Source organism: Variovorax beijingensis, assembly GCF_007828835.1.
GTDB lineage: Bacteria > Pseudomonadota > Gammaproteobacteria > Burkholderiales > Burkholderiaceae_C > Variovorax > Variovorax beijingensis_A.
Map to the genome: position 1 here is coordinate 90,763 of NZ_VIVL01000014.1, position 24,279 is coordinate 115,041.

At 68.6% G+C, this 24,279-nt stretch carries 26 protein-coding genes; 10 read left to right on the plus strand and 16 right to left on the minus strand.

Translation table 11 applies throughout. The features are described 5' to 3' along the window. Positions 1-36: 36 nt before the first annotated feature. Complete coding sequence (locus FB547_RS28970; protein WP_145747073.1) at positions 37-426, minus strand: hypothetical protein; 390 nt, start codon at positions 424-426, stop codon at positions 37-39. Here FB547_RS28970 and FB547_RS28975 point away from each other — a divergent pair. Both FB547_RS28975 and FB547_RS28980 read left to right on the plus strand, forming a co-directional pair. Next, positions 425-694, plus strand: a complete 270-nt coding sequence (locus FB547_RS28975) for a hypothetical protein (protein ID WP_145747074.1) — start codon at positions 425-427, stop codon at positions 692-694. The two genes, FB547_RS28970 and FB547_RS28975, sit on opposite strands and share 2 nt — an antisense overlap. Further along, complete coding sequence (locus FB547_RS28980) at positions 666-1,259, plus strand: transcriptional regulator (RefSeq protein ID WP_145747075.1); 594 nt, start codon at positions 666-668, stop codon at positions 1,257-1,259. The genes FB547_RS28975 and FB547_RS28980 overlap by 29 nt, the downstream gene beginning before the upstream one ends. Here FB547_RS28980 and FB547_RS28985 read toward each other — a convergent pair. From FB547_RS28985 to FB547_RS29015, 7 genes are all read right to left on the minus strand, one after another. Next, entirely contained in the window at positions 1,211-2,983 is a 1,773-nt protein-coding gene (locus tag FB547_RS28985) for an SMP-30/gluconolactonase/LRE family protein (RefSeq protein ID WP_261380446.1), read from the minus strand. The genes FB547_RS28980 and FB547_RS28985 overlap by 49 nt on opposite strands. An 82-nt stretch (positions 2,984-3,065) precedes the next feature. Then, positions 3,066-4,058 (minus strand): Bug family tripartite tricarboxylate transporter substrate binding protein, encoded by a 993-nt coding sequence (locus FB547_RS28990; protein ID WP_145747076.1) that lies wholly within the window; start codon positions 4,056-4,058, stop codon positions 3,066-3,068. A gap of 23 nt (positions 4,059-4,081) precedes the next feature. Next, positions 4,082-5,080, minus strand: coding sequence for a Bug family tripartite tricarboxylate transporter substrate binding protein (locus FB547_RS28995; RefSeq protein WP_209536827.1), 999 nt, complete (start codon positions 5,078-5,080; stop codon positions 4,082-4,084). Positions 5,081-5,104: 24 nt separating this feature from the next. Continuing rightward, on the minus strand, positions 5,105-5,701 hold the full coding sequence (locus FB547_RS29000; RefSeq protein ID WP_145747078.1) for a 2-dehydro-3-deoxy-6-phosphogalactonate aldolase: 597 nt from the start codon (positions 5,699-5,701) through the stop codon (positions 5,105-5,107). Further along, positions 5,698-6,609, minus strand: a complete 912-nt coding sequence (locus tag FB547_RS29005; RefSeq protein WP_145747079.1) for a 2-dehydro-3-deoxygalactonokinase — start codon at positions 6,607-6,609, stop codon at positions 5,698-5,700. Before FB547_RS29005 ends, FB547_RS29000 begins: the two co-directional genes overlap by 4 nt. Next, positions 6,606-7,793: a mandelate racemase/muconate lactonizing enzyme family protein gene (locus FB547_RS29010; protein WP_145747080.1), complete on the minus strand. Its 1,188-nt coding sequence runs from the start codon at positions 7,791-7,793 to the stop codon at positions 6,606-6,608. Before FB547_RS29010 ends, FB547_RS29005 begins: the two co-directional genes overlap by 4 nt. Further along, positions 7,790-8,710 carry a dihydrodipicolinate synthase family protein gene (locus tag FB547_RS29015; RefSeq protein WP_145747081.1) on the minus strand — a complete coding sequence of 307 codons (921 nt, stop codon included), beginning with the start codon at positions 8,708-8,710 and terminating at the stop codon, positions 7,790-7,792. Before FB547_RS29015 ends, FB547_RS29010 begins: the two co-directional genes overlap by 4 nt. Positions 8,711-8,902: 192 nt before the next feature. Between FB547_RS29015 and FB547_RS29020 the strand changes: the two genes are divergently transcribed. Genes FB547_RS29020 through FB547_RS29030 form a run of 3 tightly spaced genes read left to right on the plus strand, consistent with a single transcriptional unit; the run spans position 8,903 to position 12,194 of the window. Further along, positions 8,903-10,879 (plus strand): sensor histidine kinase, encoded by a 1,977-nt coding sequence (locus FB547_RS29020; RefSeq protein WP_145747082.1) that lies wholly within the window; start codon positions 8,903-8,905, stop codon positions 10,877-10,879. A gap of 49 nt (positions 10,880-10,928) precedes the next feature. Next, positions 10,929-11,399 (plus strand): AAC(3)-I family aminoglycoside N-acetyltransferase, encoded by a 471-nt coding sequence (locus tag FB547_RS29025; protein WP_145747083.1) that lies wholly within the window; start codon positions 10,929-10,931, stop codon positions 11,397-11,399. Positions 11,400-11,405: 6 nt separating this feature from the next. Continuing rightward, the gene (locus FB547_RS29030; RefSeq protein WP_145747084.1) at positions 11,406-12,194 is read left to right on the plus strand and encodes a hypothetical protein; all 789 of its coding nucleotides are present in this window, start codon (positions 11,406-11,408) and stop codon (positions 12,192-12,194) included. A 12-nt stretch (positions 12,195-12,206) separates the two neighbouring features. Here FB547_RS29030 and FB547_RS29035 read toward each other — a convergent pair whose 3' ends face one another. Continuing rightward, positions 12,207-13,085: an aldo/keto reductase family oxidoreductase gene (locus tag FB547_RS29035; protein ID WP_145747085.1), complete on the minus strand. Its 879-nt coding sequence runs from the start codon at positions 13,083-13,085 to the stop codon at positions 12,207-12,209. Between the two features lie 116 nt (positions 13,086-13,201). Between FB547_RS29035 and FB547_RS29040 the strand changes: the two genes are divergently transcribed. From FB547_RS29040 to FB547_RS29055, 3 genes are all read left to right on the plus strand, one after another. Further along, on the plus strand, positions 13,202-14,098 hold the full coding sequence (locus FB547_RS29040) for a LysR family transcriptional regulator (protein ID WP_145747086.1): 897 nt from the start codon (positions 13,202-13,204) through the stop codon (positions 14,096-14,098). 20 nt (positions 14,099-14,118) lie between these two features. Then, on the plus strand, positions 14,119-14,607 hold the full coding sequence (locus FB547_RS29045) for a GNAT family N-acetyltransferase (RefSeq protein ID WP_186454282.1): 489 nt from the start codon (positions 14,119-14,121) through the stop codon (positions 14,605-14,607). Between the two features lie 184 nt (positions 14,608-14,791). Then, complete coding sequence (locus FB547_RS29055; RefSeq protein WP_225613120.1) at positions 14,792-14,932, plus strand: TRIC cation channel family protein; 141 nt, start codon at positions 14,792-14,794, stop codon at positions 14,930-14,932. Between the two features lie 25 nt (positions 14,933-14,957). Here the strand turns inward: FB547_RS29055 and FB547_RS29060 are convergent, their stop codons facing one another. Next, positions 14,958-15,449, minus strand: coding sequence for a RidA family protein (locus FB547_RS29060; RefSeq protein ID WP_145747087.1), 492 nt, complete (start codon positions 15,447-15,449; stop codon positions 14,958-14,960). 30 nt (positions 15,450-15,479) lie between these two features. Next, the gene (locus FB547_RS29065) at positions 15,480-15,896 is read right to left on the minus strand and encodes a cupin domain-containing protein (protein WP_145747088.1); all 417 of its coding nucleotides are present in this window, start codon (positions 15,894-15,896) and stop codon (positions 15,480-15,482) included. A 125-nt stretch (positions 15,897-16,021) separates the two neighbouring features. Here FB547_RS29065 and FB547_RS29070 point away from each other — a divergent pair, with 125 nt between their 5' ends. After that, positions 16,022-17,566 (plus strand): winged helix-turn-helix domain-containing protein, encoded by a 1,545-nt coding sequence (locus FB547_RS29070; protein ID WP_186454283.1) that lies wholly within the window; start codon positions 16,022-16,024, stop codon positions 17,564-17,566. A 428-nt stretch (positions 17,567-17,994) separates the two neighbouring features. Here FB547_RS29070 and FB547_RS29080 read toward each other — a convergent pair whose 3' ends face one another. After that, positions 17,995-18,792 carry a DUF899 domain-containing protein gene (locus FB547_RS29080; RefSeq protein ID WP_186454284.1) on the minus strand — a complete coding sequence of 266 codons (798 nt, stop codon included), beginning with the start codon at positions 18,790-18,792 and terminating at the stop codon, positions 17,995-17,997. A gap of 149 nt (positions 18,793-18,941) precedes the next feature. Between FB547_RS29080 and FB547_RS29085 the strand changes: the two genes are divergently transcribed. Beyond that, the gene (locus FB547_RS29085; RefSeq protein WP_145747090.1) at positions 18,942-19,922 is read left to right on the plus strand and encodes a Bug family tripartite tricarboxylate transporter substrate binding protein; all 981 of its coding nucleotides are present in this window, start codon (positions 18,942-18,944) and stop codon (positions 19,920-19,922) included. 12 nt (positions 19,923-19,934) lie between these two features. Here the strand turns inward: FB547_RS29085 and FB547_RS29090 are convergent, their stop codons facing one another. From FB547_RS29090 to FB547_RS29105, 4 genes are all read right to left on the minus strand, one after another. Next, a complete protein-coding gene (locus tag FB547_RS29090) occupies positions 19,935-20,408 on the minus strand; it encodes a nucleoside deaminase (protein WP_261380447.1) in 474 nt (157 codons plus the stop codon). Positions 20,409-20,579: 171 nt separating this feature from the next. After that, positions 20,580-21,350, minus strand: coding sequence for an SDR family NAD(P)-dependent oxidoreductase (locus tag FB547_RS29095; protein ID WP_145747092.1), 771 nt, complete (start codon positions 21,348-21,350; stop codon positions 20,580-20,582). Between the two features lie 20 nt (positions 21,351-21,370). Continuing rightward, on the minus strand, positions 21,371-23,242 hold the full coding sequence (locus FB547_RS29100; protein WP_145747093.1) for a TRAP transporter large permease subunit: 1,872 nt from the start codon (positions 23,240-23,242) through the stop codon (positions 21,371-21,373). A 1-nt stretch (position 23,243) separates the two neighbouring features. Next, on the minus strand, positions 23,244-24,263 hold the full coding sequence (locus tag FB547_RS29105; RefSeq protein ID WP_145747094.1) for a TRAP transporter substrate-binding protein: 1,020 nt from the start codon (positions 24,261-24,263) through the stop codon (positions 23,244-23,246). Positions 24,264-24,279: the final 16 nt, after the last annotated feature.

Below are 24,279 nucleotides of genomic sequence, written 5' to 3' on the forward strand. Positions count from 1 at the left end.
CCTGGAGGCTTTGCGTGCGGCGCCGGATACCTTCGGCTACTCGAACGCAATCTCTGCAACAAGTGGCGAATCGGGCTCCTTGCCCAGCGCATTGGCGAGCGTGCTGCCCTGGCGGAACCAATAGCGGCAGCCGGTTCGAGTGAGCATCGTGACGCACATCAAGCCGTCGGACTGGATCACCCATGTTCCCGAGGCCCTGCCCGGACCGCTCCTGTTGACGAACTCGACACGGCCGTCAGGCCGGAAGATCCAGTGCGACACCATGCCCGTCGACAGGTTCCTCGACTCGATGCTCTTGTCGATGAGCACGCTCTCGATCTCGGCCTTGCCCAGATAGACGCGCTCCTCGGCTGCAGTCACGTGGGCGATCGGCGGGAAGAGCGCCATCGCGCCGAAGAACATCGAGCAGAAGATTCGGACTTGCATGATTCGCTCCATCGAGCGCATAGGTACCCATGCGGCGAACTCCCTGGCCTGTGGCGAATGCCACCCATCCACGATAGGCGAAGCCAGCGGATTCTTCATGATCGAACTGCGAAGATGTGGCGATGATTTCGCGAAGAGAAAAGTCTTCATGACCTTCCGGAGCGAAGCAAACAGGAACAGAATCTCCGAGCGGTTCGCTGTGTTCAATGCCACTGCCGGCAATCTCGAGAGATGCGTTTATGTACGAGCGGCAACCACCAGCCAATGAGCAAGATCTGCCCGCACCTGCAAGCTCGCGGGGCCGCGCCGGAGTCGCGACAGCCGTTCAGTTCGCGGACTTCCAGTTCGATTTCGAACGCGGCCAGCTGCGGCAGGGTGGCACGCTGATACCGCTCAGCCCCAAGCCCGATGCGCTGCTGCGCTTCTTCCTCGCCCATCCCCAGCGCCTCATCAGCAAGACGGAGCTGATGGACAGCCTGTGGCCGGACGTGGTGGTCACGCACGACTCGCTCGTGCATTGCATCGGCGAACTGCGCAGCCGCCTGGGCGATCACGGCGCGACACTGATTGCGACATCTCCGCGGCGCGGCTACATGTTCGACGCCGAAGTCCTGCCCGTGAAATTCGATCGCGCGGATCCGCCCGCGCACCGACCGGAAGCAGCCGCGGCGCCGGTGCAGCGCAACGGGTGGCTTGCGGTCGCCGCCCCGCTGTGCGTCAGTGCGGTCGGCATTGCGGTGGCGATCTACATGGCTTCGGCGCCACGGCGCGCAAGGCGCGCGCCTCAGCCGGCGAAGGCCGCCTCGGGCAAGCCCCGCGCATCCGGCAGCTGAATGGCGAACAGCGAGCCGGACAGCGGCGCCGTCGCCAGCTGCTCCTCGCTGAGCCGCAGCGACGCGCTCGTGACAAACAGCGTGTCCAGGTTGTCGCCGCCGAAGCAGCAGCTGGTGGGACGCGGAACCGGCACGCGCAGGCGCTGCATGAGCTGGCCTTCCGGCGAGAAGCGCGCGATCTGCCAGGCGTCCCAGAGAGCGACCCACAGGCAGCCCTGGTCGTCGACCGTCAGGCCGTCGGGCTTGCCGTCGGAGGCTGCGATGGTGATCAGCGGGCGCCGGTTGCCAACGGTACCGCCAGCGAGGTCGAAGTCGTAGCGGTAGATGGTCTGGCGGTACGTGTCGGTGACGTACATGGTCTTGTTGTCGGGGCTCCAGCCAATGCCGTTGGGCACCGTGAAACCGGTGTCGACCTGCTTCCAGCTGCCGTTCGCCTCGATGCAGAACAGGTGGCCCCGGTTGGCCGCCGCGGCCATGTCCATCGAGCCGACCCACAGGCGGCCGCGCCGATCACACTTGCCGTCGTTGTAGCGCACATTGGTCCGGCCCGCCTCAGGGTGGCAGAAGGCCGTCAGCCGCCGTGTGGAGAGATCGAGGGCCATGACCCCTCCTGGCGTTGCCACCAGCAGACCGCCGCTGGCCTTGGGCACGACCAGGCTTGCCATGGTTCCGAGCGGCGTCTCGGTGTCCGCGCCCGTCGCGGCGTCGTAGCGGTGCACCGAGGGCGTGAGGATGTCGACCCAGTAGAGCGCATGGTCTCGAGGCGACCACACCGGTCCTTCGCCCAGCAGCGAACGCACTTCGCTCACGCAGCGCACCTCGACGGGCAAGGTGGTTTCGGGCGGCGCCTGGGTTGCAAGGGACACGGCCTTGCCCGCGGCGCTGTGGGTGATGCTGCGCGAGGCGCCCATCAGCGCGGACGACAGGGCATGGGCGCGCGCGGCGTCCAGCCGGCTCGCATCGGTGGCGATGGCGACGGCGCCGATCGGGCGGCCTTCGTAGTCGAAGATCGGCGCGGCCACCGCCGCGCGATCGGATGCGCGCTCGCCCTGCTCGATGGCATAGCCGCGCGCGCGCACCAGGTCGAATTCGGCATGCAGTTCGGCCGGCGCCACGATCGTGCGCGGCGTGAAGCGCTCGAGATCGAGCGCCTGGACCAGCCGCCGCTGGCCCGAGGGATCGAGGTTCGCCGCAATCGCCTTGCCCGCCGCCGACGCATGCACCGGCAGGCGCTGCCCGACGGCGGAGCGCCCGCCCGGGGCCTCGGCCCCGGGTTCGCTGGCAAGGATGACCACGCAGGTGCCGTCGAGCACCGTGAGTTCCACGGTCTCGCCCAGCGCGTCGCGCAGCCGCGCGAGCTCGTCCTGCGCCGCCACGCGCAGGTCGAACTCGCTCCATACGTCGTGCGCCAGCTCGAGCAGGCGCAGCCCGAGCTGGAAGGTCTTGTCGTAGGCGTTGTGCCGCAGCAGCCCTTCGCGCACCAGCGTCGCCAGGATGCGGTGCAGCGTGGCCTTGGGCAGGTCGCAGGCGCGCAGCAGGTCGGTGAAGGTCATCGGGCTGCGGCGCGCCGAGACGATGTTCAGCAGATGCATCGCCTTCTCCAGCACGCCCAGGCCCGAAGCCGAAGGCTTGCCGGCGTCGGCGGCCTGGTGCTTCGTTTCGGTTGCCGGAGGGTGGGCTGCGCTGTCTCGCCGGGAGACGGCTCCGGTGGTGCGACGTGTCATGAATGCGTGGAGAAGGGTTCCAGAGGCGGAACGTGCGCCGGATTCTAGTTCGGGCCTGCTGCGCGCCAGCCGCCGGCCCGGCTCATTCGAGCCTGATGCCGCGGCTGCGCACCACTTCCGCCCAACGCGCCGTTTCGCTGCGCACATACGCGCGCAGCTGTGCGGGCGTCGACGCTGCCGGCGTGACGCCGAAGCCGGCGAAGCGCTCGCGCACCGCCGGCGTGTCCATGGCTTCGCGCAGCAGCTTTTCGAGCCGCTCCACGCCCGCCGCGGGCACGTTGCGGCCCGCAAAGAGTGCGGCCCAGCCGGCGATGACGAACTCCTCGCCGAGCGAGCGCAGCACCGGCACGCCGGGCAGGTTCGGCAGGGGCTGCGCCGAGGTGACGGCCACCGCGCGCAGGCGGCCGGCCTGGACCAGCGGCAGCGCGACCGGCAGATTCATCACGCCCAAGGAGACCGTGCCCGCCGCGACATCGGGGATCAGCACGCTGTCGCCCTTGTAGGGCACCGGCAGCAGGCGCGTGCCGAGCTTGCGGTTGAGCAGCTCGGTGGCCAGGTGCGAGAGCGTGCCGACGCCGCTGTTGCCGGCGCTCAGCTCGCCCGCGCGGCCGCGGGCCACAAGGTCGTCGAGGCTGCGCACGGGCGAGCCGGCGCCCACGGCCAGCACCAGCGGCTGCGTCGAAATCATGCCCACCGGCTGCAGGTCCCGCTGCACGTCGTAGCCCAGGTCGCTGCGCAGTGCCGGCAGGATGGTCATGGTGGTGCTGCCCATCAGCAGCATGTGGTCGTCGCTGCTCGCGGCCACCATCGCGGTGCCGGTGATGCCGCCCGCACCCGGGCGGTTGTCGACCACCAGCGGCTGGCCGATGCGCGGTGCGATCAGCTCGGCCAGGATGCGCACGGAGCCGTTGCCCGCGCCGCCCGGCGCAAACGGAACGATCACGGTGACGGGCCGCGTGGGCCACGGCGCCTGCGCGCGGGCGGGCACGGGCCAGAGCGACGGCGCCGCCGATGCGGCCAGCAGGCCGAGCAGGCCTCGGCGCGAAAGCGCAAAAGCAGTTGCCGAAGCTCGCATGGCCTGGTCCCGGTTCCGGCGGCTCATTCGGCCTTGATGCCAGCGTCGGCCGCGAGCTTCCTGTAGAAGGCGGCTTCATCGCGCAGGCTCTTTGCGAACTCCGCGGGACCCGAGCCCACGCGCACCACGCCGCGCTCGCGCAGCTGGGCCTCGGTGCCGGGCAGGCGCAGGAACGCCTGGATCTCGGCCGCGAGCTTGTCGACGATGGCCGGCGGCGTGCCGGCCGGTGCCATGACGCCATGCCAGGGATTCATCTCGAAGCCCTTCACGAACTCGGCGATGGGCGGCAGCTCGGGCGCGAAGAACACCCGTTGTGCGGTCGAGACGCCAAGCGCACGCAGCTTGCCCGATTGCACCTGCGGCCAGGAGGTGGCGGCCGCATCCATGGCGGCATCGATCTGTCCGCCGAGCAGGTCGGTCAGCATGGGCGCAGAGCCCTTGTAGCCGACATGGACCATCGAGGTGCCGGTTTTCTGCATGAAGAGTTCCATGCCCACGTGCAGCGCCGAGCCTGCGCCGGAAGAGCCGTAGCTGAGCTGCCCCGGGTGCGCCTTGAGGTAGGCGAGGAACTCGGGCAGCGTACGCGCCGGCACCTTCTGCGGATTCACCACCAGGATCAGCGGCGTGATGCCCACCATCGTGACCGCCGCGAAGTCCTTCACCGGATCGTAGGGGAAGGCCTCGGGCCGCACGGCGGGATTGATGGCGTTGGCCGCGACATTGCCCATGCCGATGGTGTAGCCGTCCGGCGCGGCCTTGGCGACCACCGCCATTCCCACGCTCGAACCGGCGCCGGGCTTGTTGTCGACCACCACGGGCTGGCCCCATCGGGTCTGCAGGTGGGTGGCGATCATGCGCGCCATGGCGTCGGCGGCGCCGCCGGCCGGCACCGGCACGATGAACTTGATCGGCCTGGACGGATACGCCGCCGGGGCAGGCTGCGCCTGCGCGCTGCCGAAAGCGGGAAGCAGCGCGCAGGCGAGTGCGAGGCGCAGGACGGTTCGCTTGTCTTTGTGGAACATGATCTTTGTCTCCTTGGATTTCCTTCAGGCCGCCGACCAGCGCGCGATCAGCGCCCTTGCGCGGCGAGCCAGTTCGTCGATCGAAATGCCCGGCGTGTAGAGGCCGGACCCGATGCCGACCCCCGATGCACCGGCCGCCTTGAAGGACCCGATGTTGTCGACGTTGACGCCGCCGACGCTGAACATCGGCGTCCCCGCAGGGAACACCGCGGTCCATGCCTTCAGTGCCGCAGTCCCCAGCAGCTCGGAGGGAAAGAGCTTGAGCGCGTCGGCGCCCGCCTGAAGGGCTGCAAAGCCCTCGGTGGGGGTGGCCACGCCGGGCATCGAATACACCCCGCGCGCCTTGGTCCGGCGCACGACCTCGGGGTCGAAGTGGGGCGACAACACCAGCTGCGCGCCGGCGTCGACGGCGCGATCGACCTGCGCGGCAGTCATGACGGTGCCTGCACCGATCTGCAGGCGATCACCGAATTCGCGCGCGAGAGACGCGATGCCGGCGAACGCCTGCGGCGAATTCAGCGGCACTTCGATGCAGCGAACCCCGCATGCTTCCAGCGCATGCCCCACCTGGCGCACCTCGCCGGGCGCGATGCCGCGCAAGATGGCAATGACCCCGTTCATGCCATGTCCCTGGCAAGCCCGGCCTCGATGGCGACGCGCCACTGCCCTCGCGTGGTCGACCCCTCGCTCGCGCGGCGCGTGTCCACCCCGGCGATGCCGAGCGCGGTTTCGTAGCGGCTGCACAGGTCGTCGTCACCCAGCAAGGTGACGCTGCGCTGCGGGTGCCGCGCGGTCGCGCCCGCGATCTCCAGGCCGATCAGGATGCCCGAGAGATAGTCGGGCAGGCCCTCCGGCTCGATGTCGCCCATGAGCCCCGCGGTGCGCGCCGCGAACACCACGTGCAACGCGTTGCCATGTTGCGCCAGGCCCAGCCTGACGCCGGCGTCGAAGGCCTCGGGCCGCGCCGTGCCGAAAGCCATGAGCCGGCCGAGGATGCCGTGCTTCGTCAGCAGGCCGTAGAACTCGCCGGTCATGAAGGTCTCGAAGCGGTCGACCTTGCCCTGCTCGCCCAGCCAGGCCCATTTGCTGTGCGTGCCCGGCAGCACGCAGCAGTCGCCGGCCGCAAGGCCGGCGCCCCAGAGCTGGGTTTCCTCGCCGCGCATCACGTCGTGCACACCGTCGATGCCGACGCAACGGATGCCGGGCACGATGTGCAGTACCGCACCGGGCCTGACCTCGACCTGCACCAGCTGCGACGCGGCGGCCGGCAGCCCTGCCGGGCAGGCGACGTAGGGCGCCTCCTGCCAGCCTTGGCGGCTGCCGATCATGCCGCTGGCAATCAGGGGCACCGCATGCGTGTCGATCCAGTCGCCGCACAGCGCCAGCAGTGCTTCGGCGAAACGCCGGTCGGGCACGGCCATCACACCGCCGGCTGCGCTGCGGGCTTCGAGGAGGCCGCCATGCGCATCGAGCAGGCTCGCGCGCAGGTTGGAAGTGCCCCAGTCGATGGCGATCAACGACGCCTTCATTGCGAAGCGCCTTTCTTTCTCAAGAATTGCCAGACTTCCGGGGCAGGCTCGATGCCCAGGCCCGGGCCTTCGGGCAGATGGAAGGCCCCGGCGTCGCAGCGCATCGCGGTCTGGACGTACTTCAGGTTGCGGTCGAAGACCGAGTGCTGGTATTCGTGCATCGGCGCATTGGGCAGCGCCGCCGTGGCGTGCAGGCTGGCGGCCTGGTAGATGCCCAGGCCGATGCTGGCGTGCGGGATCACTTTCATGTGAAAGGCATTGGCCATGCGGCCGATCTGCATGAACTGGCTGATGCCGGTGTGCCCCATCTCGGGCTGCACGATCGACATCGCGCGCCGCTCCAGGCGAGGGCGGTATTCGAAGACCGTGCGCCATTCCTCCCCCAGCGCGAGCGGCACGCGCACGCTCGCGCCCACATGGGCCTGGCCCTCGATGTCCTCGGGTTGGCAGGGGGCCTCGACGAAGTAGGGCCTGTAGGGCGCGAGCTGGTCGATGAGCTGCACCGCTTCCTGCGCGCTGAACTTCCAGTGCAGGTCGACCATCAGCCGGACGGCATCGCCCAGGCCCTCGCGCAGCGTTCGCATCTCGGCCACGATGCCGTCGAAGGAGACGGCCGCGTGGTACTTGAAGGCATCGAAGCCCTTGGCGACGAAGCCGCGCGCGAGTTCGAGCCGGGCCGCAAGGGTCGCCCCCGGAAGGCCGGACACGTAGGCCGGCACGGTCTCGAGCCGCTGGCCGCCGAGCAGCTTGACCACGGGCTGGCCCAGCAGCTTTCCGAACAGGTCCCACACCGCGATGTCGACCCCTGCGATGGCGTCGACGTAGAAGCCCCCGAAGAAGCCGCGCACGCGCATCAGGTCGTACAGGTCTTCCTGGATCACCACCGCGTCGCGCGGATCACGACCCACGATCACCGGCCCGATCACGTCGTCGATGATGTTCGTGACGGCGTCGGGTGCCACGATGCCGTAGGTCTCGCCCCAGCCGACGGTGCCGTCGTCGGCGGTGATCTTGATCAGCACCGACATGTCGGCCGACGGATAGATCGCGCGATTGCCGCTGCGCACGAGGTAGCCGCGCGCGTTGATCTTCTCGCCGGGCCCCAGAGGTCCGAGGTAGGGCGTGTCGCGCGGCAGCGAGATGATGAAGCTCTCGACCTGCGCGATCTTCGCGAAGCCGGTCATGGCAGCTGGTCCTGCGGCAGCAGCAGGTCCTCGATGTCCGCCAGGAACGCATCGACATCCGCCATGTCGAACGCGTCGAGCAGGGGCCCCGGCATGCGCTGGCGCGTGTCGGCGACGAGGCCGCGCTTCTTGAGCACGTATTTCGTCAGCGACCAGCGAAACACCGCCTGCACGTTCAGCACCGGCAGCATGCGCGTGAAAAGCGTGCGGACCCGATCGGCGTCGCCCTCGCGATGCGCCTTGAAGAGCGCGGTGTGCACCTCCGCCAGCTCGATCGCGGGCATGGTGCCGGCCGCGCCGCGGCGCAGTTCATCCGTGATGTAGCGCCCGCCGGCGCCACCGAAGACACCCAGCAGATGTGGCGGCGCCTTGTCGCGCAATACCGAGAGACGCTGCCCGCTCGGCAGCGTTTCCTCCTTGACATAGCGGATCGACGGAACGGCCGCCAGGACCTCGAGCACCACCTCCGGGTCCAGCCCCGCGCCCACCGGGGGCGGCACGTTCTGCAGCATGAGCGCGACCCCCTCGGCCGCCTGCGCGACCTCGCTGAAGTAGGCGATCTGTTCGGCCGCACCTTTCCGATCCGGCGGCACCGCCACCATCAGCGCCGCCGCGCCGCGTGCGCTTGCCTGGGCCGCGAGGCGCACGGTCGTCGCGGTGTCGCTGCTCGAAACGCCCGCAATCACCGGCACACGGCCCGCCACCTCGGACAGCACGGCGTCCAGGAGCGATTGCCGCTCGTCGGGCGCGAGCTGACCCACTTCGCTTGCGACACCCGGGTAGGTCATGCCATCGACGCCGCACCGGATCAGATAGTCGACCAGCCTGCGCAGCGAAGCCGCATCGGGCCGCCCCTGGGCATCGAAGGGGGTGGGAAGCACAGGAAATACACCAGTCAAAGAAGGACGCACGGCCATGAAAGTTCTGAAGTTAGTTCCAATGAATGGAAATTATCTTTCTGACCGCCTTCAATGCAATTGGGTATTAACCCCTACGCAGCCCCAGTCTGCGGACGCGCACTGCCTCCCGATGTGCCCGCGGCGCGCGGGAAGTTTGTCTATCTTTTCCATTTAATGGAAAAGCTTCGTCGGGCACATAATTGTGTCCTGATGAAACCATCCCGCGTTGCCCTTGGCCGGTGGATCGCAACGCTGTGGCTGGCCCTGCCCCTCGCGGTCCTGCCTGGGGCGGGCGCCGCCGAGCCCTCGGCAGCGGATGCAGCAGCGCCGCAGAGCCATGGCGCTGTCCACATCACGCGGGCCGAACTGCTGTCCGTTCCAGGCATGGGCTATTCCGCCCCGCCGCGGCGCAGCGAGGATGCCGGGCTGCCAAGCGACGGGTGGCAAGCGGTCAGCCTCCCGCGTACGGCCGGACGGGAACTGGTGCCCACATCCGCGGGCGGCGTGCGCACGGTCACCGACTGGTACCGCATCGATCTGTCCGGGTCGGCGCCCTCGGCGCAGCCGCGCCTTCTCTACCTTCCGCGCTGGAAGACCCTGGGCCGCATTGCGGTGTACGGTGACGGCGTGCTGCTGTATCAATCGCAAGGCAGCGCCGTCCACAACGGCTACAACCATCCACTGCTGCTGCCGCTGAACGCGGCGGCCCACACGCCTTCACCTTCGACCGTGCTGATCCGCGTCGACCGCCTGCGCAGCAGCGGAAGCGGGTTTTCGACGGTGTGGGTGGGCGACCAGGATTCGCTGCGCTGGCGCTACCAGGGCCGCCAATTGCTGCAGGTGCTGCTGCCGTTCATGGGCAGCGCCGCGTTCCTCGCGGTGGGCGTCTTCGCGTTCGCGGTGTGGCTGGTCAAGCGGCGCGAATCGCTCTACCTGCTGTTCTTTGCCATCTCGGCGGCCGCCTTCCTGCGCACGCTGCACTACTTCGTGACCGGCGACCACCTGCTGATGTCGGACGAGTGGTTCGAATGGATCACCGTGGCTTCCCTGCTCTGGCTGATCATCTTCATCCACCTGTTCCTGCAGCGCCTGCATCAGCAGCCCTCGCCCTGGCTGACCCGTTCGTCGGTGGGCCTGGCACTGGCGTCGAGCATTGCGACGCTGCCCCATGCGTCCGCGGCGGTGCCCAGTCTCTACCTGTTCACGCCGCTGCTCAACCTGGCCGTGCTGCCCATTGCGATGCTGATCTTCGCGGTGAACCTGCGCAAGGCGCTGCGCTCCAAATTTCCCGAGGGGCGCCTGGTGGCGGGCTGGGCCGTGCTGGCGCTGGCCTTCACCTCCTATGACGGGCTGCTGCAGAACAACCTGGTGAGCCCGGAGAGCGTCTACACCTCGCCCTACGCCATCATCAGCCTGTTCTTCATCTTCTCGTACATCATGTTCCAGCGGTACACCGGCGCGTTCGCCGAAGTGGCCCGCCTGAACAAGGGCCTGGCCGAGCGCCTGCGGGCGCGCGAAGCCGAGCTGGAGCAAAGCTACCAGCGGCTGCGCGTGATCGAGAACGAGCAGATGCTCGGTGCCGAGCGCCGGCGCCTGATGCAGGACATGCACGACGGGCTCGGTTCGTCGCTGATCAGTGCGATCCGTTCGGTGGAGCAAGGCGCCATGACCGACACCGAGATCTCCGGCGTGCTCAAGGGCTGCATGGACGACCTCAAGCTGGCCATCGATTCCATGGAGAGCGTGGACGCCGACCTGCTGCTGCTGCTGGCGACCCTGCGCTTTCGCCTGGCGCCGCGCATCGAGAGCGCCGGCCTCGCGCTGCGCTGGGACGTGCAGTCCGTGCCCGCGCTGCCCTGGCTGGACCCGGGCAGCGCGCTGCACATCCTGCGCATCATGCAGGAGTGCGTGGCCAATGTGCTGCGCCACACGCGGGCCACCATCATCCGCTTCAGCACCGCGACCGAGGGCCAGGGCGTCTGCGTGATGATCGAGGACAACGGCGCGGGCTTTGCCGTGGAGGAGGCCCTGCGCCAAAGCGGCCGCGGCCTGCGCAACCAGCAGCGGCGCGCACTGGCCATCGGTGGCACGGTGCGCTGGGAGTCCGGCAGTGACGGAACGCGCTTCACGCTCTGGCTGCCCCTGCACCATGGGAGCGGGATCGAAAAGTCCATGAGTCCCGCCTGAGGGATGGATGGCCCGCGCCAACGGGCGTCTTCATTGCTAGGATTGCGCCATGTCCAGCTACACAGTCCAGCAGCTCTCGGCTGACGACGGGGCACTGATGAATGCGCTTCTCGGCGTTTTCGGCGAGGCCTTCGGCGATCCGGATACCTACGGCACCCGCCGCCCTCGCCCCGCCTACCTCCGGCAGTTGCTGGGCAGCGACTATTTCATTGCGCTGGTGGCGCGCGAGGGATCGCAGGTCATCGGCGGCCTCGCGGCCTACGAGCTGAAGAAGTTCGAGCAGGAGCGCAGCGAGATCTACATCTACGACCTGGCCGTGGCCGCCGAGCACCGGCGCACAGGCGTGGCGACCGCGCTGATCCGCGAGCTCCAGCGCATCGGCGCCGAGCGCGGGGCCTGCGTGATCTTCGTCCAGGCCGATCCACCCGATGCGCCGGCGGTCGCCCTGTACGCGAAGCTCGGCGTGCGCGAAGACGTGCTGCATTTCGACATTCCGGTGCCGACGGCGCAGGCGTCCTGAGATCCAGTGGCTCTCACACGCGACAACTGGCCCGACCGGGCAGCCGTCCAGGCCTCGCTGGCAGCCCGCTTCACGCTGCCACCCCTGCCCGCGCCGGTCCAGGACTGGTTCGCGTGGTGCCGCCGCATGGGGACCCAATCTCTCGTGCTGAAGCAACCGGGCTGGCGCGAGGATTCGGAGGGCGTGCTCACCGGTTCGGGCGCTGTCGACGTGCCCAGCCTCATGGCAGAAATGGAAGGCTACCGTTTCATCCTGAACCAGAAAGCCAGCACGCCCGAACATCTGGTGTGGAGCGACGCCGTGGATGCGGGCCAGTGGCAGGCGCACTGGGTGGTCCTGCAGAACGCGGATGGCGATCCCTTGATCGGCGACATCAGCCAGCCCGAAGTGCCGGTGCTGTGGGACTGGCACGGGAGCGGGCGCTGGTCGCCGCAGCCGCTGTTCCCGAATCTCCAGATGCTGATGGAGCGCATCGAGGTGCATGCGCCGCCTTCGCTGCCGAGCGACGATTCGCCGACGGTCTTCCGCACGGTGCATCTGACGGACCTGGGCAGCGAGCCCTTGCGGGTCCTGACGGCGCTCAAGTCGCATCCGCACTACAGGCATCTCGCGGGGGCAAGCCTGCTGAAGCTCAAGCATCAGCTGCCGCTGAAGCTGCTCGACGACAGCGTCAGCCTGGCCCTGAAGGACGACCTTGTCCACCGCTTCGAGGCGCTGGGCGCCCGAGTGGAAGTGACCGAGCGGATCCACCGGCGCGCCGACGGGAATGCGCAGCACCTGGCGCCGTCGGACTGACGCCCGGTGCCCTCACTCGGCCGCGGAAGCCGCCACGCTGTCCAGCGCGTCCATCGCATCGTCCGGCAACTCCAGCTTCGCCGCGGCCAGGTTCTCGCGCAGGTGCCCGACAGAGGAGGTGCCGGGAATCAGCAGGATGTTGGGCGAACGGCGCAGCAGCCAGGCGAGCGCCACCTGCATCGGCGTGGCACCGAGGCGCTGCGCCACGCCGGAGAGCCCGGAAGACTGCAACGGGGTGAAGCCGCCGAGCGGGAAGAACGGAACGTAGGGAATGCCGTCGCGTGCCAGCTCGTCGATCAGCGCGTCGTCGCTGCGGTGCACGAGGTTGTAGTGGTTCTGGACGCAGGCGATGCGGCAGATGCGGCGGCCTTCGGCCACCTGCGCGGGCGTCGCGTTGCTCAGGCCGACATGGCGCACGAGCCCCTGGCGCTGCAGATCGGCCAGCGCCGCGAGCGGTGCCTCGATCGATCCCTCGGCCGGGCCGTGCACGTCGAACATGAGCCGCAGGTTCACGAGCTCCAGCACGTCCAGGCCGAGGTTGCGCAGGTTGTCGTGCACCGCCTGCGCGAGCTCCTCGGGCGAGAACGCCGGCAGCCAGCCGCCGGTGTCGCTGCGGCGCGCGCCGATCTTGGTGACGATGGCAAGGTCCTTCGGGTACGGCGCGAGCGCCTCGCGGATGATCTGGTTGGTGACGTGCGGGCCGTAGAAGTCGCTGGTGTCGATGTGGTCGACGCCATTCGCGACCGCTTCGCGCAGCACGGCCACGGCCGCCTCGCGGTCCCTGGGCGGGCCGAACACGCCGGGGCCGGCGAGCTGCATGGCGCCGTAGCCGAGCCGATGGACGGTGCGGTCGCCGAGGATGTAGGTGCTGGGGGTCTGCGTGCTGGACATGGTGTCTTTCCTGAAGCGCTGGAGTGATGGAGTGGGGTCGTGAAGCGCAGTCTAGGCAGCGCTTCGCTGCTTGATAACCCACCATAATCGGCACAGGCTGTGCGGAATTCCAAACAATGAACGTCGACCTCGGGGATCTGAACGCCTTCGTGGCGGTGGCGGGGGCCAAGGGCTTTCGCGAGGGCGCGCGCCTGAGCGGCACCAGCGCATCGGGCCTGAGCGAGGCGGTGCGCCGGCTGGAGGCCGAGCTCGGCGTGCGGCTGCTTCACCGTACGACGCGCAGCGTTCGGCCCACGGAAGCGGGAGAACGCCTGCTCGAGCGGCTGAGGCCCGCGCTCAATGAAGTCGAGGCGGCGCTCGACGTGGTGAACGGCTTTCGCGACCGGCCGGCCGGCACGCTCAAGCTCAACGTGCCGATCAGCGCCGCGCGGCTCGTGCTGCCGTCGATCGTGCCGCGCTTCCTGGCCGCCTATCCCGACATCTCGCTCGAAGTGATTGCCGAGGACGGATTTGTCGATGTGCTGGCAGCCGGCTGCGATGCCGGCATCCGCTACGACGAACGGCTCGAGCAGGACATGGTCGCCGTGCCGATCGGCCCGCGCTTCCAGCGCTTCGCCGTGGCCGCCGCGCCCTCCTATCTCGATCGCCACGGCCGGCCGGAGCATCCGCGCGACCTGCTCGGCCACGCCTGCCTGCGCGGGCGCTTTGCCAGCGGGTCGATGCCGCTGTGGGAGTTCGAGCGCGACGGCGAAACCTTGCGCGTCGACGTGACCGGGCGGCTGATCGTGCGCATCGGCTCGTCGGCCGATCTGGCGGTGGACGCGGCGATCGCCGGCACCGGCGTGATCTACCTGTTCGAGGACTGGCTGCGGCCCCACTTCGACCGCGGCGCGCTCGAACCGATCCTCGAACCCTGGTGGCCACGCTTCTCGGGCCCGTTCCTCTACTACCCTGGCCGCCGGCTGCTGCCGGCGCCGCTGCGGGCATTCGTGGATTTCATTCAGGGCACGTAAGGACGATGCATTCACCATCCATGAACATCGAGCAAGCACGCGCCTCGGACGCGCACGAGATCGCCTCCGTCCTGCAGGAGGCCGCGCAATGGCTCTCCGACGGCGGCAGAGCACTGTGGTCAGGTGCGGAGATCGGCCACGGGCGCGTTCTGCGAGACGCGAGCTCGGGGTTGTTCCATGTCGCACGCGAAGGCGGGCAGTTGGCCGGCGTGATGAAGTTCGAACTGGAGGATCCCGTCTTCTGGCCCGAGATCGCGCCTGGCACCTCGGCCTTCGTTCACAAGCTGGCCGTCCGCCGGGCGTGGGCGAAGAAGGGCGTGTCGACCGAGCTGCTGACGTTTGCCAGTGCACGCGCCCGGGCTCTCGGCCGGCCATACCTTCGCCTGGACTGCGTCGCGGACCGGCCCGGGCTGCGAAATCTCTATGAGCACTTCGGCTTCGCGCTGCACAGCATCATCCAGAAGGGCGCCGTCTCGTTCGCGCGGTACGAGCTGCAGACGACACAATAGCTGCGGCAACAGGGCGGAGGCCTGGTCGCCAACGAGCGCCTGGTCGGCAAGCTCAAGGCGAGCCAGGACGAGGCGCTGCAAGACAGGCTGGGCACCGTGAGCGGGCTGGCCGCCGAAGGAATCGAGAACGCGACGGCCATGGCGCTCCTCGTCGAACGCGCCGCCCAGCGGCTGCGCTGACGGGATGGCCATGCTGCTGTACCTGCTCGATCTCGCCGGCATCGCGGTGTTTGCCATCAGCGGCGTGCTGGCGGCGGGCCACGCGGGCCTCGACTGGCTGGGCGTGATGGTGGGGCTTCCAGCAAGTAAGCCGCCCTCGCAATAACTTGGAAAGGCCGCTTCCTGGGCCTTCAGCAGTCGCCTCCGTCGATCTCGACCTCGGCCTCGCAGTTCACCGGCGCGTTCAGCGGAATGACCATTCCGATCGACGAGCGCGCATGGGCGCCGACCTCGGGGCCGAAGAGTTCGAGGATCAGGTCGGAGTAGCCGTTGGTGACGCGCGGCGTCTCGTAGAAGCCGGGCGCCACGTTGACCATCGCGAACACCCGCAGCCAGGCGGTGATGCGGTCCAGGTCTCCCAGGGCGCGCTGCAGGCTGGCCAGATGCGCCAGCGCGACCAGGCGTGCCGCGGCATAGCCCTGCTCGGGCGAAACCTCGGCGCCCACCTTGCCCAGCGGGCCGGCCAGGCGGCCGTCCGCCTGCAGCGGCACCTGCCCGGACACGAAGGCCCTTCGGCCGCGCACCCGCACCCATTCGAAAGGCAGCCTCAGCCCGGGCGGCGCCTGCAGCGGCCGAGGCAGCTGCAGGCCCATCGCGGCGATCCTGGTTTCGATGATTGCCATGTCCGTCTCCTCGAAGTTCGACCGAGCTCCTCAAGGCACCAGCGCGTCGAGTTCCGGAAGCAGGAGCACGCTCTCCTGCGCCGCCGCTTCGTTGCGCGCGCCGACGAACACGGCCGGCGTGCTGCCTCGATTCACCGCCACGTGGGGCATGCCGGCCGGGATGTACAGATAGTCCCCCGGCCGCGCCACGTCGCGCCGCTCCAGCCGCGGGCCGGTCCACAGCTCGACCTCCTCGCCGCTGACCATGTAGTGGGCCGACTCGTGCCGCTCATGCGCATGCGCCTTCGTGCGCTCGCCCGCCGGCAGGGTGACCATGCCGAGGAACAGCGAGGTGGCGCCGGTGGCCTCGGCGCTCACGCCGGGCGCGTAGCGCGAACCCTGGGTGCTCGTGTAGGGAGCCGAGCCACGCACGACGAATCGGGCTTCGGTGGAAGTGCAGGCGTCCATGGTGTGCCTCCTTGGCAATTGCGGGCAACTCGCCCATAGCGGGACAATGAAGCCTCGGGGCCGGCATGTCACTGAAGCCGCGGCGAAATCTTGCGAAATCCTGCGAAACGAGCCATCTATCCATCATGACGAAGCGCTTCTCGTTCGGCCCCTTCCTGCTCGACAGCGCGCGCGGCACGCTCACGCGCGACGGCGCGGCGCTCGCCGTGGGCCAGCGCGGGCTGCACATCCTGCTGGCATTGCTCGAAGCGGGCGGCGAGCCGGTGTCCAAGGCCGAGCTGATGCGCCTGGCGTGGCCCGGGCTGGTGGTGGAGGACAGCAACCTTTCGGTGCAGGTCACTGCCTTGCGAAAGCTGCTCGGCATGCCGCCGGCCGGCGAGGCGGAGTGGATCGTCACCGTGCCGCGCCTGGGGTACCGGCTGCCCGCCGTCTCGGCGGTCGAGGACACGCAGCTCGCGCCCCTCGAGCACGGCGAGCCCGACCGCGGCGGCCGGCCCGGCATCGCGGTGCTGCCATTCACCCATCTGGGCGACGACCCCGCGCAGGAATATCTTGCCGACGGAGTGACCGAGGCGCTCATCACCGCGCTCACGCGTTTTCGCTGGTTCTCGGTGACCGGCCGCAATGCGAGCCAGGTCTACAAGCTCAAGCGGGTCGACAGCCGCACGGCCGCCGCCGAACTGGCCGTGCGCTACCTGGTGGAGGGATCGGTGCGCAAGTCGGGTGCGCGCGTGCGCATCTCGACGCAGTTGGTCGACGCGCCGAGCGGCGGCTGTCTCTGGGCGGACCGGCAGGACTTTGCCGATGCCGACATGTTCGAGGTGCAGGACGCCATCGCACTGCAGGTGGCCGGTGCCATCGAGCCCGAGCTGCTCAGGAACGCCGGCGCCCTGGCGGCGCGCCGGCGCAGCGGCAGCGTCAGCGGCTGGGACCTCGTGGCCCGGGGCTCCTGGCTGTTCCACCACGTCACGAAGCCCACCCACCTGAAAGCGAGAGAGCTGTTCCGGCAGGCCAGCCAGATCGACGCCGAGCTCACCGAGGCGCGCCTGTGGCTCGGGCGCGTCAACGCCGGCCTCGTCGCCTATGGCTGGAGCGACGATCCGGCGGCGGACCTGCGCGAGGGCCACGCCGCCGCACTCGAGGCCGTGCAGCTCGACGAGAAGAACCCCTACGCGCACTACGCGCTGGCGATCGTCGCCGTCTACGCGGACGACTTTGCGCTCGCCCTGCGCAGTGCGCAGAAAGCCGTCGAGCTGAGCCCGAGCTTTGCACTGGGCCACCTCGTGCACGGCATGGCGGCCCTGTATTCGGGCCATGCCGGGCTTGCGGTGCAGTCCCTGGCGCATGGCCTGCGGCTGAACCGCTACGACCCGCAGAACTTCGTCTGGTACAACGTGCTGGCGCTCGCCTTCCTGTTCGACAACAAGCCCGAGGACGCACTGCAGCGCGCACTGGCCGCGCTTCAAGTCCGGCCCGCCTGGCGTCCGGCGATGCGCACCCTGGCCGCGGCCAACGCCGCATTGGGCCTTGACGAAGCGGCAGCCGCGTGGACCCGGCACTGGTCGCAAGCACCGACGACGACCGCCGATGCGCTGCAGCCGCTGTGGCGATGCAACCCCCGCTGGGCGGAGGACATGCGCCGCCTGCTTCATGAGCCCGGCGAGGTGTGAAGCTCCAATAGCTTGTATCCGGTGTTCATCCGGATGGGGTTTGAGGGACTGGAAGTCGCCAAACACCCAATCCACCCAGGACGCCCAACCGCATGAACACCCATCAGCATGCCCGCCTTGCCTTTGCCCGCCGAATCGAGACGGTCAAGCAGATGACTTTGGCTGTTCGTGGCCATCGCCGATCACGCACGCATCGCCTTCACGGCCATGCATCCGGATGAGAAGAAGCGAGTTCCAGACTCTGTGACCAGAAACAGTCTAAGTCGTTGATTCGCAAGGATCGGCGATACAGGTTCAAGCGGGAGATCGACAGTTAGTTGCCGAGGAGCGGCGACTGCCGGCACTCATGGCCATTCTGATCGGCACCATGACCGGCACCGCCGGCGGCGGTGTGAGCGTCCGCCGCCCGGCGAAGCCACCGCTGCGGCTCATCGCTTCGCGTTCAGGCTCTGCTCGCGGAACGCCGCCTCGCCGGCGGTGGAGATCTCGACCCACTTCTTGTCGGGCACGGCCTCTTCGGCGTAGTTGTCGTGCCAGTTCCACCACTTGTAGGTGGGCGTCTGGGGATAGCCCTCGGGCGAGTCTTCCCACACCTCCTGCCGGCCCAGCGGCGTGATGTCGAGGTAGTTCCAGGTGTTGCCCATCTGCTCGTCGCCGCGGTTGTTGAGGAAGTAGGTGCGGAACACGCGGTCGCCGGCGTCGCGGTAGAACACGTTGGTGCCGTGCCATTCGTGCACGCCGAAGTCGGCGTCGAAGCGGTCGGTGAGCGTGAACCACGGGATCTCCCAGCCCATGCGCGCCTTCAGCCGCGCAATGTCCGCCTGCGGCGCACGCGAGACGAAGACGAGGGTGGTGTCACGGGCGTTCAGGTGGGCGACATGGGCGACCTGGTCGGCCACCATGGAGCAGCCGCGGCAGGCGTGGTCGGGCCAGCCGAACACGCCGGGCTCGAAGAAGGCGCGATAGACGATCAGCTGGCGCCGGCCGTCGAACAGCCCGGGCAGGCTGACCTTGCCTGCGGGTCCTTCGAAGGCGTAGGCCTTGTCCACGGCCATCCACGGCATGCGCCGCCGCTCGGCGGCCAGCGCGTCGCGCGCGCGGGTCTGGGCCTTTTCCTTCACGAGCAGCTGCTGGCGGGCCGCTTCCCACGCGTGGGGCGAAACGACCGGTGGCGTGTGCATGGCGGGCTGGCCGCCCTTCTGTACGTTCTCGGTGGAAGTCGTCATGGCTTGAATCTCCTGGTTGGGCGAGAAGAAAAGTCTGGCACCGGGCGTCGAGCGGCGGGAGTAACAAGTTTGGCGGGATTGCTGCTTTCCGCGTCGGGCCCGGTTCCTGCTATCCGGTGGTTTCCCCATCGCCAGCAGAGGCCAACGCCATGACCACCCGCTTTCGCTCCACCCGCCGCACTGCGCTGCACATGCTCGCGGCAGGCGCCGCCTCGCTCGCCCTCCCCGCCTTCGCGCAATGGCCCGACAAGCCGATCAAGATCATCGTGACCTTTCCGCCCGGCGGCTCCAGCGACGTGCTGGCGCGCCTGCTGGCGGAACAGCTGTCGAAGAAGCTGGGGCAGCCCGTGGTCGTGGACAACAAGCCCGGCGCGGGCGGCACCATCGGCGGCGCGCAGGTGGCCGCGGCCGCACCCGACGGCTACACGCTGATGCTCTCGAACACCACGCCGATCGCGCTCGGCCCCTTCACGCTCGACAAGCAGCCCTACGATCCGGTGACGGCCTTCAGCCACATCGCCTACCTGGGTGCCGCGCCGCTGGTCATCATGGCCAGCAAGCCGTCGGGCTTCAAGAGCTACGCGGATTTCGAGGCGGCCGGACGCAAGGACGGCCGCATGGACTTCGGCTCGGGCGGCCCCGGTTCGATCGGCCACATCCACGGCGAGCTGCTCAAGAAGATCACCGGAATCAACATGGTGCACGTGCCCTATCGCGGAGGCGCACCGATGACCACCGACCTGATCGCCAACACCATTCCGGTGGGCATCGACGTCATCACCGCGTACGTGCCCTTCTTCAAGAGCGGACAGCTGGTGCCGCTGGCCGTGACCGGCGCCCAGCGCTCGCCGCTGATGCCGGACGTGCCAAGCATCGCTGAACTCAAGCAGCCGAAGCTGGTGCTCGAGAACTTCTTCGGCCTGTCCGGACCGGCCAGGCTGCCGGAGGACGTGGTGGCGCGGCTCAACGCGGCCTGCAACGAGGTGCTCGTGATGCCCGAGATCCAGAAGAAGCTCACCGAACTGGGCATCGTGGCCAAGCCCGAGACCGTCGCCGCATTCAACGGCTTCGTGAAGGAGCAGGTGAACGTGCTGGGCCCGACGGTCAAGGGCGCGGGGATCAAGCTCTAGCCAGGCAGGCCCTCAGAGCTTGCGCGGCGCCGCCCAGGCGGCCAGCACCTCGGTGGCTTCATCGGCCAGGTGCTGCTGCGCCGGCATCTTGCGCAGGGCCAGCGGGGCGCCCGCTTCCGCCCGGAGATCGTCCACGTCGATCGGGTGGCGAGCCGCGGCCGGCAGCCCGTCGAAGGCCCGGCCTGCCTGTTCCATGGAGGCGGCGTAGAAGAGTTCGCGGATGCCGGCGATGCGCATCGCCGCCACGCACAAGGCGCATGGCTCGCACGAGGTGTACAGGTCGCAGCCGGCAAGGTCGACGCTGCGCAGCCGCCTGCAGGCATCGCGGATCGCCTCGACTTCGCCGTGCGAGGTCGGATCGAAGTTTGCCACCGAGTGGTTGAGCCCCTCGCCGACGACCTGCCCGTCCTTCACGACCACGGCCCCGAACGGCTCGGTGCCGGGCGTTTCGAGGGCCTTGGCCGAAAGCGCCAAGGCCCGCCTCATGAAAGTTTCCTGGTACATCGCCTTCCTTCTCCTCGTGTGGGATGGCAACTTCAATGCGAGGCTGCCAGCCAGGCTGATTTGCTCGATTCAAGGCGCAGCTTGCAGTGGATCGAGGTCCAGCACAAGATGGTTCGCAGACCGCTCCTCCTTCCGTGTGGGCGCGAGCCAGAATTACAGTCCGCGTGCACCTGACGCGAGGAAGCCGCCATCGACCGGCATGGAGATGCCCGTGACATAGCGCGCATCGTCCGACACCAGGTAGACCACGGCCGAGGCGATTTCCCCGCAGGTGCCGTAGCGGTTCATCGGGATGGCCTTCGAGTACTCCGCGCGGAACCGGGCCGTGTGCAGCGCCTGCGTCATCGGCGTATCGACCGGACCCGGCGACACCGCGTTGGCCGTGATGCCGTGCTCGGCCAGCTCCACCGCCATCTGCCGCGTCAGCGCGATCACGGCGCCCTTGGACGTGCCATAGGCGGTGCGGCCGCTGCCCACGGCCCGCATTCCGGCGACAGAGGCTACATTGACGATGCGGCCCCACCCTCGCTTCAGCATCAGGCGTGCCGCCGCCTGCGAGCACAGCAGCGTGCCCGTGACGTTGACGTTCATCGTCGCCAGGAAGTTGTCCAGCGGGAAGTCGAGGAAGGGGAAGACTTTGGCGATGCCGGCGGAGTTGACCAGGATGTCGCAGCGGCCCTGCTCGCGCTCGACCTGCTCGAACGCAGCGGCGATCGACTCCGGCTTGCCGACGTCCAGCCGGAGCGCGCTCGCCCGGCCGCCTGCGGCGTGCAGTTCGCTCGCCGTGGCCTGCGCTGCATCGAAGTCGAGGTCTGCCACGAGCACCTGATGACCGAGGGCTGCCAGGCGGGCGCAGACCTCGGCGCCGATGCCCTTGGCACCCCCGGTGACCAGGGCGACGCGTGTTTCGGAAGTGTGTGTCATATCAAGGATGGAGTGACGGTTTACAGGAAGCCGATCGAAATCCACGGCAGCGCCGCGACGATCACCAGGCCGATGAACAACGCGAGCATGTAGGCTCCGATCGGTCGAATGCCCTCGTCGGGATTGACGCGGCCGATCGCGCAGGCGGCGTAGTAGCCCACGCCGAAAGGCGGCGCGAACAAACCGAGGCCCATGGCGAGGATGACCACCATCGCGTAGTGCACCTCGTGGATGCCGACCGCCCTGGCAATCGGAAACAGCAGAGGGCCGAACAGCACGATGGCCGGGATGCCTTCGAGCACGCTGCCCAGCACGATGAAGGCGATGACGGAGACCGCCATGAAGCCCGCGGCCCCGCCGGGCAGCGCGCGCATTGCTTCGCTGAGCGTGTGCGAGAAGCCCGATTGGGTCAGCCCCCAGGCCATCGCGGTGGCTGCGCCGATGATCAGCAGGATCGAGCCTGAGAGGCTGGCGGTGTCGACGAGCATCGGATAGATCCGCTTCCAGTCGAACTGCCGGTAGATCAGCAGTCCGGCGACTACCCCGTATGCGATGCCTATGGTTGACACCTCGGTGGCCGTTGCGATGCCCTCCACCACCGCGGCACGGATGATGAACGGCAGTGCGATGGCCGGCAGCGCGATCACGAACGCCCGGCCGATTTCCGTGCGGCTGGCGCGCCGCACGCCGCTCAGGTCTTCATGCCGGTAGCGCGCCCACACCACCGCCACCAGCGTCGCGGCCAGCACCAGGCCGGGCAGCAGGCCGCCGGTGAACAACGCGGCGATCGACACACCGGTGACCGAGCCGATCGTGATCAGCACGATGGACGGCGGGATGGTCTCGGTCTGCGCGCCGGTGGCCGACAGCAGCGCGACGAGGTCGCCTTCCTTCGCGCCGCGCTTCGTCATCTCCGGGAACAGCACCGGCGCGACTGCCGCCATGTCGGCCGCCTTCGAGCCGGAGATGCCGGAGACGAGGTACATGGCACCCACCAGCACGTAGTGCAGGCCGCCGCGCACGTGGCCCAGCAGGCTGGCGAGGAAGGCCACCATCGCACGCGCCATGCCCGTCATCTCGATCAGTTGGCCGAGGAAGACGAACAGCGGCACCGACAGCAGGATCAGGTGGCTGACGCCTTCATCCATGCGGCCGACCACGATGAGCACCGGCGTGTGCGTGGTCAGCATCACGTAGCCGAGCGTCGCCAGGCCGAAGGCGAACGCAATCGGAACGCCGGCAAACACCGCCCCGGCGACGACGACCACGAAGAAGACCACCAGGTTGGTGTTGCCGAGCTGTCGCCACACGGGCTGCAGCAGGGTCATCACTGCGATGATCGCGACGACCAGCCCGACGGCCGCCGCCACCTGGCGCGGCCGGCCCACCGCGGCCAGCCGCAGCACCGCCAGCAGCGCCATCGCGCCGAAGCCCGCGGCCATCGCGGCGACGCGCCAGGAGTTCTGGAGGTCGAGCGCCGGCGTGCGCATCATGGCCTCCTCCACCGCGTACTCCCACGCATGCGGCAGGATGAGCAGCAGGAACGCCAGTGCCGCCGTGGTGGCCAGCACGTCGAGAAAGGCGCGCCTGGAAGGGTCGAGCTTGCCCACCACCGCCGTCATGCGCATGTGCTCGCCACGCTGGAAGGCCACCGCCGAGCCGAGCATCGCCAGCCACAGGAACAGGATCGAAGCGACCTCGTCCGACCAGATCAAGGGGTGATGGAACACGTAGCGCGCCACCACGCCGGCCAGGAGCACGGCGATCTCGGCGGCCACCAGCAGGGCGACGGGCACGCCGAGCAGGCGGCCGAGCCCCTGCTGCGCGCGTGTCGCCCAGGCCGCGACGACCCCGCGCTGCGGGTTGTCGTCGGAAATCGAGGCGGCGTGCATGTCAGCCCAGCCTGCCGGTATGTTTCTCGAGCAGGGCCCAGGCCTCCTCGCCGTACTTCTGCTTCCACTCGCTGTAGAAGCCGGAGGCCGTCAGCCGCTCGCGGAAGGCGTCGAGCTTCGGATCGTTGAAGGCCAGTCCCTTGGCGCTCAGTTCGGGCCGCAGCGACGCGTTGAGCTTCGCACCGTCGGCGCGCATGTCCAGTGCGGCCTGGTTCAGGTGCTTGGCGACGATCGGCCGAGCCTTCTCCGGCATGCGCTCCCAGAGCTTCCGGTTGGTCATGCACCACCAGCCGTCCCACATGTGGTTGGTCATGGAGCAGTACTTCTGCACCTCGTAGAGCTTGGCGATCGAGATGATCGTCAACGGGTTCTCCTGGCCATCGACCACCTTGGTCTGCAGCGACGAATAGGTCTCGGCAAAGTTGATGGACGCCGGCGCCGCGCCGAGGTGCTTGAACAGCGACGTCCACAGCGGGCTTACCGGCACGCGCATCTTCAGCCCCTTCAGATCGTCCGGCGTGTTGATCGGCCGCACGCTGTTCGTGATCTGCCGGAAGCCGGAGCTCCACACGGTGTCCATCGCCATCAGGCCCACCTTGGGAAACTGTGCACGCAGGAACTTGCCGAGATCGCCGTCCAGCGCCTTGTTCACGGCCTCGTCGTTCGCCCACGCGAAACCCAGGCCCCACATCGAGGAGATGGGAACGAGCTGCGACAGCACGTTCACGCCCGAGACGGTGAAGAACTCCAGCCCGCCGGCGCGCAGCTGCGAGAGCATGTCGGCGTCGTTGCCGAGCTGATTGTTGGGGAAGACGTTGATCTGGATCTGGCCGTCGGTGTCCTTCAGGATGCGCTCGCTGGCCTCCATCGCGCGCACGTTGAGCGGGTGCGTGGCCGGCACATTGGTGCCGAATTTATAGGTGAACTCGGCGGCATGCGCGAAGCGCGGAAGCACCAGCGCCGGGGCGCTGATCAGTGCCGCGCCCGTTGCGAGGGCGCGGCGGCGGTTGATCGATGTCATGGTCGAGTCTCCTGTC